A 14,613-nucleotide genomic window follows, 5' to 3' on the forward strand; every position below is an offset into this window, starting at 1 on the left:
GATGTTCGTATTAAACAAGTTTAGTGTTCTACTAAGAATCTGCTATGAAATTTATGGCGCTTGGGGTAAGCAGCGGGGATTTAAGAGGGGACTTGTGAGTTCCCCCAAAAAAACAAATGTAGTTTAGTTGTTGTTTTATATTGAAGCCGTCTGGATTTGCCAGCCTTTGTTGTTTGCTAATTTTTCAAATTGTTCACGTTCAAGCGCTACTTGTTCTTCAAGCCAAGTAATAAATGTACGTGTGATCGTGTTCTTGTTTTGGCAAACATAGGCATAACGCCACGGGCCTTCAATGATCGTGACAGGGTGAGGCAATTGAAGAAACCCTTTTTCTAGTTCACTCACTACTAATAAGAGATCTGTCATGGCGATACCTTGCCCCGCCATACATGAGGTCAGTGCCATATCCAATGTATCAAAGGTCAATCCATTGTCTTGATGAGAAAAACGTATACCTGACTGTGCTAACCAATTTCGCCAGTCTGATCTGTCTTTAGTTGGGTGTAATAACGGAAAACAAAGCGCTTGCTCGAGTGTTAATTGTTTGGCTTCCGGAGCGATTAAAGCGGAATAGACAGGCGCTAATAACTCATTACGCAGAAAGGTCGAATGAAAGCGACCTTGGGGTTTGTCTTCATAGTTATAAATCGCAATATCGTATTCATCACTTGTCAGGCTAACTTCATCACTGGTGTTACCTATGATAGATGACAGTACAATATCGATGTCGGGTTGCTGTTCTTTAAAGGAATGCAAACGAGGAATGAGCCAACGCACCGCTAAGCTCATGGCTACATTCAGCCGTAAAGTATTGTCATCTTGGTGCTTAAGCTGATCAATATGGCTATTAAGTTCACTAAATTGGCGGGTTAGTAAATCAGCGAGTGATTTACCTTCATTGGTTAATGTTAGTGCTCTATGCTGCCTTATAAATAGGGTAATGCCTAAATGAGCTTCCAGCTGTTTTATCTGGCGACTGACGGCACTTTGCGTCACATTGAGTTCTTCTGCAGCAAGCGTAAAGCTTAAATTGCGCGAGGCCGCTTCAAATACACGTAATGCGTTGAGTGAAGGTGGTAGTGAAGTGTGTCTTTTTTTCAACTTATCGACCTTTTGCATGAGTTTTATGAATCCAAGAGTGCCGAAAACTCGTTTGAAAATCAACGCGAATACCACTACCTTTGGATCTCACGAAAGAATACAATTCAAGCTGTAGCAAAAAGTAGTAGAGGTAAGTATCGGTAACACACTTTTTCACTTCCCTCTGTCCATCGAGAACACTCACTGCCTAGTCATACAGCTACACCGCATATTCAAGCAATTGTCGTTATTTCTATAGGCACTAAATACGAATGAAAAAACTGATCAGCCTTGCTGTACCTTTAATTATCTCTCAGTTGATTGCACAGCTTCTGATGTTTACTGACGTCTGGATGATGGCGCAACTGAACGTCATGGCGATAGCTGGTGGCGGGTTAGGGGCATCTGTCTATTCCTTTATCTTTCTTATCGCAGGTAGCACCGTCGGTTGTGTTGCAAACTTGATTGCCATTGCCTACGGGAAACATGTTCGACAACCGGAAAAAGCCAACCAAGAAATTCGTTCTTCATTGAAAGGGGGGATTTTACTGGCGCTAATTTTAACTTTGGCATTACAGCCGCTGTTTTACACGATGGAAGGTTGGTTACTTCACGCTAAGCAGGATCCACAGGCCGTTGCGTTAGCGATGGACTATTTTCATGCATTGAAATGGTCGATGTTACCAACGCTTTTTTTACTTGTGCTACGGAGCCTTGTGAGTGCATTTGGTGATACGCGTTCTGTGATGGTGATGTCGCTAGCAACGGTTACGCTGAATGTTCCCTTAAGTTACTTACTTGCATTTAAAATGGACATGGGTATCGCAGGTTTAGGTTATGGAACATCGTTAGCTGCATTTATTATTATGCTGGGCTACGGATTCTGGGTGTTTAGCCAACCTCGTTACCAAAAATATTCTCCGTTCAATATGTTGTCAGAATATCGTCTAGGGGCGATTACGCCACTACTGGGTATTGGTGTACCTATTATGATTGCGACCTTGCTTGAGCATGCGCTATTTTCAGGTGCCGCCTTATTAGCGGGTACCTTAGGCGCCGTGTCTTTAGCGATAAATCAAATAGCTATGCAGTGCTTAAATTTCTCATGGAATATAGCTTTTGGTTTCTCACAGGCAGCTTCAATTTTGGTAAGCCAGCACGTTGGTAGTAATGAACCTTGTTTGGTGCGTCACTATGCGAAGCAAGGGCTAATTGTTGTTACTGCAACCAGTGCTGTAATTGGCGTGCTATTAAGCATGCACCCAGAATTCTTAACCCAAGTCTTTAGTGTCGAAGGAGATGCATTAGCGACCGATCTTGTAAAAGCATTGCCGGGTGTCATGATCATGGTTTCGCTGTGTTTTGTGGTCGATGCATGGCAATTAGCCGCCATCAGTATCTTACGTGGGATGAAAGTCGTTATTGCCCCCACGATAATGACAGTGATTGGATACTGGGTCGTTGGCTTACCTGCTGCATGGTTCCTAATGGATAGCATGGGGCTAGAAGGTATTTGGGCGGGCGTCGCATTGGGACTTGCGGCAACAGGGATTTTGTTGATGGTTATTCTGTATAAAAGTGTGACTGACTTTCAGCGAAAAGCAGAAGATCTTGATGCATTAGGTGTTACTGCTTAGCTCACATTGCCGTAAGTATCGGCTTTAACATATCAAAGCGAGTCCTAGTGGCTCGCTTTGCTGTTTCTATTGTTTATTAATGACCTTGGCTGCTGGCTCGGCGTATTAGGGTGTGATAGTCGCAATATCATCGTAATATAGTTGCCATCTGATTTACGCAATAAGATCGAGGAAGATTGATGTCTATTACCAACCAGCTGTTATTGTTTCTGGATGTTGTACAGCAAGGCTCTTTTACGAAAGCTGCTTTACTTCATGATATGGACAACTCATCACTTTCAAAACAGATCAAAAAGCTTGAGCATGAACTTGGAGTCCAGTTATTGAATCGATCAACCCGATCTTTTTCTTTAACGTCGGCAGGTGAAGAGATCCTCGAACAAACGCATGCGCTTAGTGAGACGTTAGATAACATCCAAAATATTGCAGATGCTTACCACTCGGTACCCAAAGGGGAGCTACGCATCACTTCACCTGTATATTTTGGGCAGGAATATCTTCAACCTGTGGTTTCACAATTCATGAAGCAGTACCCTGATGTCAAAATAAAATTATCGCTAGATGATAAGAAAGTAGACATTATTGGCGATCATTTTGACCTTGCGTTTCGCTTAGGTAAATTAACTGAATCTAATCTGATTGCGAGAAAAATTGCAAATACCCATTTTGTAGCCGTTGCTGCGAAGTCCTTTGTGGAGCAACATGGTTACCCCAACTCGCCTGAAGAACTTATCGCTTTGCCTGCTGTTGTTTATAGCAATGGTACGCTGACACTTAACCAGTTGAGTACACGAGAAATTGGCAGTACACAGCCATTTAGTATGTATAAAATGTTTGGTAATTATAAAGTCAGTGATATTCGAACTTTGATTGGTGCAGTAAGAGATGGTTTGGGGTACAGCTTAATTGATATTTCTAATTTAGAACGTCCAGTAGATGAATTGGGCTTGGTTCAACTATTGAAAAACTATGAAGTTTCGACCAGAGAAACCGCCATTTATGCGATATACCCTCATCGAAAGCAAACGATGCTAGTCAAAGAATTTATTAAAACGATACAAGAATATATTGGGTCTCCACCTCGTTGGGAATCACACATTGTTAGCGCTTCCAACGTGTAAATCTATTAAGGTCAAGACTGCTTATTTTGGACCGGGTCAATATAATCGAAAAGGCGAGCTGATATTCAGCTCGCCTTCGTCATTTTATTCTTATTTTTGCGATGAGCTTATAAGCTATAGCTTATCAAGAATAAATGCATTTAGGTTTTTGGTGGAAGCCAAACGGATGGCTTTCGCTGGCGCATAATCAGGATCATCAATCCATGCTTGTGCGGCAGTTCGACTAGGGAATTGGATTACGACTTTGATATCAGCTTCATTGCCACTGAGTTGAATGCCTTCATTTGTGGCAGCTAGAAGCTCACCACCATGTTTAGCAATAGTGCTGCCTGTTAGTTCGTTTGAGCCTGGATTATATTTCGCATATTGTTCAGGATCGGCAATATCGTAAGTTAGAATAAAATAAGCAGTCATGAAGATTAACCTTGTTCTTTTGTAGGTTCTTTCGGCTTGGCCGACGAGAACTGTTTTGGTGGCGTTATCATGCCGTGAATGACTACTTTGGGAAATAGCTCTACTTCCCAATCATTTTGGAACTTTTTATCCATAATCTCACGAGAATTGAAGCGGGGAGTGTTATGGCATTGTTGGGGACATTATGTTTATTATCAAAAATAAATTGAAAGTGTTTCTGCTTTAACATGGTTTTTCTTATGTAATCTCCACGTTATTGTTTATCCCATGCTTTACTTGAAAGCCTAGTATTTAAAACGCGAATACATATTAACGCTGAGCGATAGCTTTTTCTGCCATCTATTACGGCACTAACTCTCGAGATCTCAGGCGGATAACAATAATACCGGAGAAACGTACCATGTCAGTCCCTTCTACAATGCAAGCTATTGGCTTTACTCAATCATTACCTATCGAACAGTCTGAAAGCTTGGTAGATTTCACAACAGCAACGCCAACGTTAGGTGATGACGACTTACTGGTAAAAGTGAGTGCGAATTCGATTAATCCGGCGGATGCAAAAATTCGTGTACGCGCTGCGGCAGATAAAACGTTAGAACAACCTCGTGTACTTGGGTTTGATGCGGTGGGGACTGTCATTGCGACAGGAAAAAACGTCGTAGGCTTTGCGACTGGCGATCGTGTTTACTATGCCGGAGATGTGACGCGACCAGGATCAAATGCAGAGTATCAAGCGGTAGACCGCCGAATTGTGGCTCATGCACCACTCAGCCTGACAGATGCAGAAGCTGCGGTAATGCCATTGGGCGCATTAACAGCGTGGGAAGCACTGTTTGATCGTTTACGTATTAGCCCTACCGAGAAGAAATCCCTACTTGTGATTGGTGGTGCTGGTGGTGTGGGTTCTATCACTATTCAATTGGCGAAACAGCTGACAAACCTGACTGTGATAGCAACGGCTTCTCGCCCTGAAACAGAACGCTGGGTAAAACAAATGGGGGCTGATTATGTCGTTAACCACCGTGATCTTGTAAATTCTGTGCGTGAGCAAGGGATTGAGCATGTTGATTATATTTTCAATGTTGCCGATACCAAAGGCCATTGGGACGCTATGGTGGAACTGATTGCACCACAAGGCATGATCAGTTCAATTGTTGAATTTGATGGCGGCATCGATTTGTCTCAACTTCAAGGCAAATCGGTGGGCTTTATTTGGGAACTGATGTTTACTCGCTCGCTATTTAAAACGGATGACATGATTAAACAGCAAGAAATATTATTCCAAGTAGCGAACTTGATTGATTCAGGCCGTATTCAAACGACGCTCACAGATACTATCGACGGTTTTGGTGCAGATGCGATGAAAGAAGCGCACCGCCGCATTGAAAGTGGGGCATCAATCGGCAAAATTGCGATTAACTTTTCTAACAGCTAACAGCTAACAGCTAACAGCTTGGGTTAGTATCCCGACTGCTTTTCTATGACGATCAATAAGCCTGCTTATTGATCGTTTTTTATTTCTTCACAGAATGGCTATTTGATCGCTTGAAGCATAATTTATTATAATTTTCTCTCTATTATCAAAAATTTTTAGACAATCAGTGAGAGAGATATGTTGTTAGAAGACCTGCAAATCATACTGAAAGTCGCTGAGTTCCGAAGTATAACGGCCGCCGCCGCTAATTTAGATATGCGGACAGCAACGGCGAGCGCTGCGGTAAAACGAGTCGAAAACGCATTAGGTTTGGAACTGTTTATCCGTACAACGCGTCATTTAAGGTTGTCGAGTGCTGGCGAGCGTTATATCCCACAGTGCGAGCAAGCCTTACTCATGTTGGATCAAGCAAAGCAAAATATGAAGGATGGGTTGGATATTGTTGACGGTGAACTGCGTATTGCACTGTCATCAGATTTAGGTCGAAACTTTGTACAGCCTTGGCTTGATGAATTTATGGATGCGTACCCTCAATTAAGTGTTCGCGCCAATATTAGCGATAGCAATGTTGATTTTTATCGAGACGCTGTCGATATGGCCTTGCGTTACGGATCGCCAACCGATGCGAATGTCTACGGCTTTAAAATCTGCGATGTGCCGCGTGTACTTTGCGCGACAAAAGCGTATTTAGCGCAACATGGAACGCCTAATGTACCCAATGATCTTACTCAGCATAATGCGCTGCTTTATCAGCTTCATGATGTCATTCAGGACGTGTGGGAGTTTTCAGTAGATGGTGTTAAGCATAAAGTGAAGCTAACCGGTAACAGGGCGTCAAATGATGGCGATATGGTACGACGTTGGTGTACTGCTGGACACGGGCTCGCGGTGAAATCCAGTTTAGATATGTCGCAAGATTTGCTGTCAGGTAAAGTAGAAAGTGTGATGCCAGCGTTTAAGGTAACGCCGACCGAGTTGTGGTTAGTTTGCCCAAGCCGACAATCTATTACTCCAGCGGTGCGTTTATTACGTGATGCTTTTAGAGAGAAAACTGCAGCAATACTCGAACAGCTTGCAGTTAAAGGTGTTATTTAATCTTCTTACTACTAATGGCGTTGATCCGTGATGAAAGAATGCCACTCATACTATAGAACGGCATTTTTGTGTTTCACTTAGTTTCTCACTCTAGCTTCTCGCTTTATCTTCTCACTTTAAGCTTTGTAGAAAGATCAGCGATTAAATATACACACTGATCAGCAAAGTCGTGGCTGATAAGGCTATTAATATCCCTAGCAATGGCAATACAAATTTGAGCCATTTATCAAAGGTAACATTCACCATCGCCAGTGACGCTAATACTAAGCCTGTTGGCGTAATAAAGGCCATTAACCCCATACCAAATTGGTAAGCACTGACAATATTGTCGCGAGGCACACCCACCACATCCGCTAACGGTGCCATGATAGGCATCGACAATACTGCTAAGCCTGAAGAAGACGGCACGAAGAAAGATATTCCTGAGAACAAGAACATCATCACTACGATAAACACCCCTTTGTCCATACCATCAACCATAGCCGCGCTCGCATGCAAAATAGAGTCACTGATCATGCCGTTATCCATTAGCACAGTGACACCACGAGCAATTGCAATGATTAATGCGACACCAAGTAAGTCGTTGGCACCTTGGATAAACTCGGTGACAAATTGTTTCTCTGGAATGCGGTCAACAATGGCAATGACAATGGCAGAAACAAAGAACAGAGTGGTCATCTCTTCAAACCACCAACCTAAAGATGATACGCCATACACCATGATGAAGAAGGTTGAGGCAAATAAAACCAGAATCAGTGAGTGATGTTTCTCAAGTTTGCTGTGATCTTGGTCGGCAGACACATTCTTTAAGAAGCGCGCTTCTATCTCTTTCTTTTGACTATAGATTAATGATTTCGTTGGATCGGCTTTTACTCGCTTAGCGTAACGAATAATGTAGAGCATGCAGGTAACTGTACCGACAATAAGCAAAGCTAGGCGGGAATTCAGGCCTAACGTCCAGTTAATGCCTGCCGCGTTAGACGCAATAATGGTCGAGAAGGGGTTCACGGTTGAACACATGGTACCGATTGAAGAACCTAAGTAGATAGCAGCAAGTGCAACGATGGCGTCATAACCTGCGGCGATAAAAATGGGTACCAAAATAGGATAAAACGCGATGGTTTCTTCTGCCATTCCAAAGCTGGTGCCGCCGAGAGAGATAAGCGCGGTGACAATCACAATTAACCATGTTTCTCGGCCTGTCATCACATGAGATAAGCGATTTATCCCTGCACTGAACGCCCCTGAATGGTTAACAATGCCAATAAAGCCACCAATGACTAACACAAAGAACACCACATCTATCGACTGGTACATCCCTTGGATAGGGGCTTGGAATAAATCCATAATCCCTTGTGGATTAGGTTCAACGGCAGTGTACGAATTTGGGATCCCGATTGGTTTATAGATATCGCCATTCACGAATTTCTCTAAATCCGCTTTAATGCCAACACTGTCGAGGCTTGCTTGAGTCGCTGGAAGCTCCGAGGTTGATCCATCGGCATAGCTGATTTCAAATTTATCACCCTGATACGACAGTTTGTTATACACCCCAGCGTCGATGACCCAGGTTAGTATTGCAACAATCGCCGCGACCGCAAAAAGCACGGTATAGGCGGATGGGAAGCTCAGCCCTTTCTTTGCAGGTGCTTGTGTCTCAGTATCACTCATACGCTAACAACTCCATGTTGGTGATTGGTTCGATTTTTAGTTCATAACTGTTTTGTTTACTGCTTGCTTGTTATTTGAGTTTATAGGCTGAATTTAATACTGTTTTGTAGATTAAAAATCGTACCGTGTCGCAAATTTATAGATTTATTAACTAGATGTGGTGTTTAAATCTATATTTTCGACTTGCCGCATTTTGTTGGAGAAGTTGATTATAAAACCATACTCAAATAGAGGTCAGCGTTATAAGACGAAGCGAGATTACGCTCGCTTTATCCCGCCTGTATTTGTTTATTATCAGCCTTTATTATCCAAGCCCGCATATGTCACACCGGATAAATGCGCCATATCTCGATGCCACGTCGCTAGATCGTTTGGGTTGAAACCATGTAAGTGGTGATGACCACAGGCGCGTGCCATCACCTGCATCAGTTCGACAGAGGCTGCGAAAAAGTTGTGTAATTGCTTGGCCGATTTCTCGACGTTTAAGCGCTGGCGCAAATCTGCTTTTTGGGTTGCAATCCCAGCGGGGCAGTTATTGGTATTACACATACGTGCTGCGACACAGCCGATTGATTGCATTGCACTGTTTGAAATTGCGACACCGTCGGCACCTAATGCCATGGCTTTGACAAAGTCAATTGGGACACGTAATCCACCAGTAATGATCAGGGTGACTTTGCCACTCATGCCTTGTTGATCAAGGTAACGCCGAGCACGGGCAAGGGCTGGAATAGTCGGAACACTGATATGATCACGAAACATTTCAGGGGCTGCTCCAGTGCCGCCACCGCGCCCATCAAGAATGATGTAATCGGCGCTGGCATCAAGGGCAAACTGGATGTCTTGTTCGATATGGTTGGCGCTGAGCTTAAAGCCGATGGGGATACCGCCCGTTATTGATCGAACATGATCGGCAAAACGTTTGAAATCATCGGCTGTGACTAAATCTTTAAAGGTGGGCGGAGAAATGGCCGCTTCACCTTCTGGAATACCGCGTACCTGAGAAATTTTCCCTGTATTTTTATTGCCCGGTAAATGGCCGCCAGTCCCTGTTTTTGCGCCTTGGCCACCTTTAAAATGAAAGGCTTGGACATTTTTTAACAACTCTTCGTCATAGCCAAATTGTGCGCTGGCAAGCTCATAAAAGTAGCGTGAATTCGCCGCTTGTTCCTCGGGCAACATGCCGCCTTCACCTGAACAAATACCTGTACCTGCTAGCTCCGCCCCTTTTGCTAATGCCGTTTTAGCTTCTTCTGATAATGAACCAAAACTCATGTCTGAAACAAATAAAGGAATGGACAATTTGAGTGGTTTTTGGGCCTGAGGGCCGATCACTAACTCAGTGCCAACGGGAACATCTTCCAGTAAAGGTTTGGTCGCCATTTGAGCAACCATGATTTGCAGATCGTCCCAATGTGGCAGTAGGTGGCGGGGCACTCCCATCGACGTCATTGGTCCATGATGGCCCAGTTTAGATAACCCTTCACGGGCAAGCTGATGGATGAAAGCAACGGTTGGTTCTTCTATGGTTGGAGTGGCTGCAGGCGCAGTTATAGAGGTTGAACCGGTTGCGACTTGAATTTGCACGCCTGGACCTTCATTGCCGACTTGCTCTGCTGAAAATTGCTTGTGGGAGCCATCGCAAAAGGGAGCATTTGCGGTGTGTTTACATTGGCATAAGTAACTGTCGCCCGTTTCTTCAGCGGTGAAGCTTTTGGGCTTGAACCCAGTTCCTGTATGTGAGCCGTCGCAAAAGGGCTGGTTGCTCGAACGTCCACAGGCACAAAAATAATATTCTTGTCCTTTTGTTAGTTCGACTTTTATGGGTTTGTTGTCCGCAACGATTGGTTTATCCATTCTTTTACCCTTATTCGATTGCGTTAAAGAGATTCCGCTAACGGCTCTTTTGTAGGGGGTGATCATGACGAAGCATGAAGCGAGAGAAATCCCAACTTTTAGCTCAAGCCCGCTAGTTGCTGCTCGGGCTGATAAAACGAATAGCGAAGCACTGTGTGAAAGTCTTGACCAAGATCGGCGATCTTGCCAGCGGGTAGTATTTTACCTTTCTTAAATATACACACTTGCACGATTGTGCATGTGTGTATATGATGCATCCTCTTTTTACTTGCTAGAGATTCCAATTTTGGATGCGAAATTAGTTGAAAGGGTAACAACCATGATGGATGAAAAATACATTGATTCGCTTAAAGCCTTATCAGAACCCAATAGACTGCGGTTGTTTTGGCTATTCCTTCACGTTGATGAGTGCATCGCCGTGGCGGAAGCAATGGACATCATAGGCGACACCCAATACAACGTATCTCGCAACCTAAAAATGCTCTATAAAGCCGGATTACTCAACCATCAGAAGAAGGGCAAGTGGGTGTTTTACACGTTAAAAGAGCAAAGTGCCCCTCATTGCAAAGCCTTGGTCGATTCGGTCAGATTTTTACCCGAAGACGATTTTAAAGAAGTCGTTAAACGTTGCTTACTCCGCTTATCGTTAAGAGAAAACGGTGAGTGTGTATTGGGTGCCGACAGCGAACTATGGCATAAAACAATAAAATAGTAGTTTCAGGCTTATGAATACATACACACAACAAGCACTCGACGTTATGTTAGATCAGCACAAGCTATGGTTGAATAATGCTGGTGGTCAAAGGCTCGTCTTACGTAATGCCGATGTCAGCGGGCTTAATTTTCATGGTGCAGATCTTCGCCAAGCGGATTTAACGCGTGCGAATTTGAATGATGCCAATGTAAGCCATGCCGATATGAGTGATGCTGATATGACATTCGCGAGTTTTAGACATGCAAACTTGAACAACGCGAGTTTTCAAGATGCAGACATGCGTAATGCAGATCTGAGCGGTGCACACATGCTCAACGTGAATTTATTAAGAGCGGATTTGTTCCGAACTGATTTTAGTAACGCGAATGTGAACCAAGAGGCTTTACATCGCGAGATGCCAAGTGGAACGATAATTACCCTGCGCGACACACAGCGAGAAAGTTGCTTGGCTGCGAGAAAAGATACCGAGTAAATACTAAGCCTCATTTGTGTAGAACAGCGCCATTGGTGGCGCTGAATACTACATTTGGGCCGAACCTTGCACTTATAAGCTTGGGCGTGTTCGAGTGTTAGTCATAATATCCCGCTCGTACCGTGGCGCCAATAAAGTTACAAAGTAGGCGTTCCGCATGGATCATAGAGATATTTCCCACATCGCATGAAGGCGTGATTTCGACCAAATCCATGCCTACTACACGGCCTTTATTAACCAGTCCATGTATCAGCTTATGAAGCTGAACCCAGTTTAGCCCTCCTGCTGTTTGTGCCAGTACCGCTGGCATTATGGTTGGATCAATACCGTCTGCATCTATGGTTAAATAGTAAGTACCGCCATCAGGAATTGAAGCTAATACGTCATCCATGCCCTTATCATGTAATTGATAAGCTGTGGTAATTTTGCAGCCGTGAGCAATAGCATCTTGTACTTCTTGAGTTTGAGCGCTGCCAATACCTCGCATACCTATTTGATGAATGGCTTTGATGTGCGGAAGTTCTGAGGCTCTGCGTATCACGCTCGAATACCCATTCTTTTCACCATTGATTTCATCACGCCAATCAAGGTGAGCATCAATATGGATCAGTGTTATTTCTTTATCCAATACTTCTAAGGCTTTCATGATTGGAATAGGCACACCATGATCACCGCCTAAGGTGATAAGTACGGAGTTAGCTGAAAATGCGGTGCGAGCAATGGCTTCGGCATTCTCATAATGTGCAAGAGGGTCGGTTAAACTGGCACGTGCATTGCCACAGTCGACGACGTTAAGGTCTTTACCATCAAGTAATGTTCCACCTAAATCAAAATCGTAGTTGTTAAGCGTCATATCAATTTCAGTTTTTGTCGACCAATTACGAATATGATCAGGCGCGAGGCTTTGATCATTCGCCATTCCATCAACGCTATAGGCCATCCCAAATGGGACGCCTAATATTGCTATATCCGCAGAAAAGTCATCAAAATTTTTAACGAACGGAAAATTTAAGAAGGTTTGTGGCGCTTTTGTTGGTGCTTCATTGAGTAACTTGGACATACCTATTCCCTTGTTTATTTGGTCGCAGAGAAGCGTGATGGCTATAAAGTTGTTTGGTGAACAGCTAAAGCATGAACTGATTGTTCCTTATCTAGATGATCACCATCAGATAGTTGGTGTTTGAAGACATAATAAGTAGCGTTTCCGATTGAATAAAACTAAAAATACTTATATATCTTTAGTAAAACTAAACACGCAGGAGTGACTTGAGATGCTAGATCATCGAGAAATGGAAACGTTAATAGCGATAGTTGATGGGCAAAGTTTTGATAGCGCAGCGCGTCATTTAAATATTTCGCCAGGTGCCGTGTCACAGCGTATAAAATCACTGGAGAATCGTGTCGGTAGCTCGGTGTTGATCCGTAGTTCGCCTCCCAAAACAACAGCCGCTGGTGAACAAGTGCTGACGTATGCACGTAGAATGTTGTTGCTGCAAAACGAAATGAGCTTAGCTTTGAAAAATCACTTATATACTAGTGAGTTATCTCTTTCTATTGCGGTAAATCACGACTCATTAAGTTGTTGGTTTGTTGACGTTGTCAGTAGTTTTAGCGATCACCCACATTTGTCTTTTGATATTCATACATCGAATACAGTGACTACCCAAGCCTTGTTGAAAAGTGGGGACGTCATCGCAGCGATAACCTCGAACGGTAATCAAATAGCCGGCTGTAAGACACGATACTTAGGTAAATTGGAATATATCCCTGTGTGCTCCCAGTCTTTTTATCAGTCGCATTTTTGTTCTGGTATCGATAAGAAAGCATTAGTGTCTGCTCCCATTGCTATTTTTGATAGAGAAGACGATTTAGCTGAACGGTTTCTTGCGGGGTATGGCGTAAACGTCGAACAGGTGAAAACGCATTATATTCCGAGCTCTCATGCCCTTTTAGACGCGGTTAAAAAAGGGATAGGGTGGACCATGATTCCCAAGTTATTGATTGATGATCAGTTACTGAAATCTGAACTAGTTGTGATGGACAATCAATCTGTGTTTGTTGCGCTTTATTGGAATACATGGGATCAAGTCTCAGAGATGATATCGCAGGTAGAAAAGCAGGTTATCGCGGTGTCTAAAACAAAGTTGATCCAAAATGAGTAACGTACTGAGCTATTTATAATCGTTCTGGTATGGTAAGCATATTTATGTTTTTGAGTGTGCTATTTGGCGTAGCTGATAGCGCTTCCATTATCAATTAACCCTTGAGTGACATGGATTCCCCCAGTGATTTCCCCGCAGTATATAAGCTCGAAATAATCGCGCCTTCTTTGTTGATCTCTCGCTCGATAGTTTCATCAGTATTTAAATTCCAACCCCAGACTTCTGGGTTGCATTACGCATCGTCATTATAAACTGGGTCTTGTTTTCACTAAGTTTCAACTTTTTTTGTTGTTCAGGTGAAAATTGTGAAGTGAGATGTTCGATTAGAACGTTACTAGAAGGAATTAATTTTATTAGAATTTATGGCTACCGATACGATGAACTAAGTGTACTCAGTGTTTTTAGTGTGAGCTGCCTTTTTATCAGGCTTATGACGCTTGATTCTGGGTGTTCACAGAATATTTGACGGTATAGCTGGTGAAGTAAACAAGCACTAAGGATTGGCGATGTCATTATGCCATTTAAAGGTAGCTAAAATGGAGAATGAAGTTTAGGTATTTAAATACTTTAATGTGTTTAACTTGCTGAAAAAATAATAGTCATATCTAATTTTGTGTATGAATGACGCTTAAGGTTTGTAAATTTAACTTTTATATCATGGTGCTTGAAATAATTAATTAAATGATGTTTTATAACCAAACTGGAATTTTATACATATCAAACGGTTCATTCCCTATGAACTGGATTTTAATTACTACTCATTGATGCATATATACCCATGCACCACGAGGTGACTAGGGTAGATACCAATCAGACTAAGTCGTTGATCAGCCACGTTGGTTTAAATTAACGATTTATTCCGGTTGGTAGCAATTATGGTTTGGAGCCGAAATCATAAATACAAATGCTTTTTGGCAGATTTTTTTCCAATCAAAATTTTGTAGAAAGACAGAA

General features: G+C 42.9%; 14 protein-coding genes. 8 read left to right on the forward strand and 6 right to left on the reverse strand.

Going from position 1 to position 14,613, the window contains the following annotated elements:
- Positions 1-135 precede the first annotated feature (135 nt).
- Complete coding sequence (locus OCU87_RS18685; RefSeq protein WP_062687893.1) at positions 136-1,101, reverse strand: LysR family transcriptional regulator; 966 nt, start codon at positions 1,099-1,101, stop codon at positions 136-138.
- Positions 1,102-1,352: 251 nt separating this feature from the next.
- Between OCU87_RS18685 and OCU87_RS18690 the strand changes: the two genes are divergently transcribed.
- Positions 1,353-2,717 carry an MATE family efflux transporter gene (locus OCU87_RS18690; protein ID WP_261859062.1) on the forward strand — a complete coding sequence of 455 codons (1,365 nt, stop codon included), beginning with the start codon at positions 1,353-1,355 and terminating at the stop codon, positions 2,715-2,717.
- A gap of 179 nt (positions 2,718-2,896) precedes the next feature.
- Complete coding sequence (locus OCU87_RS18695) at positions 2,897-3,838, forward strand: LysR family transcriptional regulator (RefSeq protein ID WP_261859063.1); 942 nt, start codon at positions 2,897-2,899, stop codon at positions 3,836-3,838.
- A gap of 114 nt (positions 3,839-3,952) precedes the next feature.
- Here the strand turns inward: OCU87_RS18695 and OCU87_RS18700 are convergent, their stop codons facing one another.
- A complete protein-coding gene (locus OCU87_RS18700; protein WP_062687818.1) occupies positions 3,953-4,252 on the reverse strand; it encodes a DUF1330 domain-containing protein in 300 nt (99 codons plus the stop codon).
- A gap of 5 nt (positions 4,253-4,257) precedes the next feature.
- Positions 4,258-4,386, reverse strand: coding sequence for a hypothetical protein (locus tag OCU87_RS18705; protein ID WP_261859064.1), 129 nt, complete (start codon positions 4,384-4,386; stop codon positions 4,258-4,260).
- 266 nt (positions 4,387-4,652) lie between these two features.
- Here OCU87_RS18705 and OCU87_RS18710 point away from each other — a divergent pair, with 266 nt between their 5' ends.
- Together OCU87_RS18710 and OCU87_RS18715 are read left to right on the forward strand one after the other, a co-directional pair.
- Entirely contained in the window at positions 4,653-5,687 is a 1,035-nt protein-coding gene (locus OCU87_RS18710) for a zinc-binding alcohol dehydrogenase family protein (protein ID WP_261859065.1), read from the forward strand.
- A 177-nt stretch (positions 5,688-5,864) separates the two neighbouring features.
- On the forward strand, positions 5,865-6,782 hold the full coding sequence (locus OCU87_RS18715) for a LysR family transcriptional regulator (RefSeq protein WP_261859066.1): 918 nt from the start codon (positions 5,865-5,867) through the stop codon (positions 6,780-6,782).
- Between the two features lie 141 nt (positions 6,783-6,923).
- On the opposite strand, the gene OCU87_RS18720 is transcribed toward OCU87_RS18715, so the two are convergent.
- Both OCU87_RS18720 and OCU87_RS18725 read right to left on the reverse strand, forming a co-directional pair.
- Positions 6,924-8,453, reverse strand: coding sequence for a YfcC family protein (locus OCU87_RS18720; protein WP_094957806.1), 1,530 nt, complete (start codon positions 8,451-8,453; stop codon positions 6,924-6,926).
- Positions 8,454-8,747: 294 nt separating this feature from the next.
- Complete coding sequence (locus OCU87_RS18725) at positions 8,748-10,310, reverse strand: glutamate synthase-related protein (protein WP_261859067.1); 1,563 nt, start codon at positions 10,308-10,310, stop codon at positions 8,748-8,750.
- Positions 10,311-10,374: 64 nt separating this feature from the next.
- On the opposite strand from OCU87_RS18725, the gene OCU87_RS18730 reads away from it, so the two are divergent.
- From OCU87_RS18730 to OCU87_RS18740, 3 genes are all read left to right on the forward strand, one after another.
- Positions 10,375-10,524, forward strand: coding sequence for a hypothetical protein (locus tag OCU87_RS18730; RefSeq protein ID WP_261859068.1), 150 nt, complete (start codon positions 10,375-10,377; stop codon positions 10,522-10,524).
- A gap of 105 nt (positions 10,525-10,629) precedes the next feature.
- On the forward strand, positions 10,630-11,022 hold the full coding sequence (locus tag OCU87_RS18735; RefSeq protein WP_261859069.1) for an ArsR/SmtB family transcription factor: 393 nt from the start codon (positions 10,630-10,632) through the stop codon (positions 11,020-11,022).
- A 13-nt stretch (positions 11,023-11,035) separates the two neighbouring features.
- Positions 11,036-11,497, forward strand: coding sequence for a pentapeptide repeat-containing protein (locus OCU87_RS18740; protein ID WP_261859070.1), 462 nt, complete (start codon positions 11,036-11,038; stop codon positions 11,495-11,497).
- 97 nt (positions 11,498-11,594) lie between these two features.
- On the opposite strand, the gene OCU87_RS18745 is transcribed toward OCU87_RS18740, so the two are convergent.
- Positions 11,595-12,557, reverse strand: a complete 963-nt coding sequence (locus OCU87_RS18745; RefSeq protein ID WP_261859071.1) for an agmatinase — start codon at positions 12,555-12,557, stop codon at positions 11,595-11,597.
- Between the two features lie 211 nt (positions 12,558-12,768).
- Between OCU87_RS18745 and OCU87_RS18750 the strand changes: the two genes are divergently transcribed.
- Positions 12,769-13,659: an ArgP/LysG family DNA-binding transcriptional regulator gene (locus tag OCU87_RS18750; protein ID WP_261859072.1), complete on the forward strand. Its 891-nt coding sequence runs from the start codon at positions 12,769-12,771 to the stop codon at positions 13,657-13,659.
- Positions 13,660-14,613 lie beyond the last annotated feature (954 nt).

Origin of the sequence: Photobacterium sanguinicancri, from assembly GCF_024346675.1 — a bacterium.
Lineage (GTDB): Bacteria > Pseudomonadota > Gammaproteobacteria > Enterobacterales > Vibrionaceae > Photobacterium > Photobacterium sanguinicancri.

Excerpts from the sequence above, each read along its gene's own strand:
- OCU87_RS18690 (WP_261859062.1), top strand. The coding sequence starts at position 1,353 with ATGAAAAAACTGATCAGCCTTGCTGTACCTTTAATTATCTCTCAGTTG.
- OCU87_RS18695 (WP_261859063.1), top strand. The coding sequence starts at position 2,897 with ATGTCTATTACCAACCAGCTGTTATTGTTTCTGGATGTTGTACAGCAA.
- OCU87_RS18700 (WP_062687818.1), bottom strand. The coding sequence starts at position 4,252 with ATGACTGCTTATTTTATTCTAACTTACGATATTGCCGATCCTGAACAA.
- OCU87_RS18705 (WP_261859064.1), bottom strand. The coding sequence starts at position 4,386 with ATGGATAAAAAGTTCCAAAATGATTGGGAAGTAGAGCTATTTCCCAAA.
- OCU87_RS18710 (WP_261859065.1), top strand. The coding sequence starts at position 4,653 with ATGTCAGTCCCTTCTACAATGCAAGCTATTGGCTTTACTCAATCATTA.
- OCU87_RS18715 (WP_261859066.1), top strand. The coding sequence starts at position 5,865 with ATGTTGTTAGAAGACCTGCAAATCATACTGAAAGTCGCTGAGTTCCGA.
- OCU87_RS18720 (WP_094957806.1), bottom strand. The coding sequence starts at position 8,453 with ATGAGTGATACTGAGACACAAGCACCTGCAAAGAAAGGGCTGAGCTTC.
- OCU87_RS18725 (WP_261859067.1), bottom strand. The coding sequence starts at position 10,310 with ATGGATAAACCAATCGTTGCGGACAACAAACCCATAAAAGTCGAACTA.
- OCU87_RS18730 (WP_261859068.1), top strand. The coding sequence starts at position 10,375 with ATGACGAAGCATGAAGCGAGAGAAATCCCAACTTTTAGCTCAAGCCCG.
- OCU87_RS18735 (WP_261859069.1), top strand. The coding sequence starts at position 10,630 with ATGATGGATGAAAAATACATTGATTCGCTTAAAGCCTTATCAGAACCC.
- OCU87_RS18740 (WP_261859070.1), top strand. The coding sequence starts at position 11,036 with ATGAATACATACACACAACAAGCACTCGACGTTATGTTAGATCAGCAC.
- OCU87_RS18745 (WP_261859071.1), bottom strand. The coding sequence starts at position 12,557 with ATGTCCAAGTTACTCAATGAAGCACCAACAAAAGCGCCACAAACCTTC.
- OCU87_RS18750 (WP_261859072.1), top strand. The coding sequence starts at position 12,769 with ATGCTAGATCATCGAGAAATGGAAACGTTAATAGCGATAGTTGATGGG.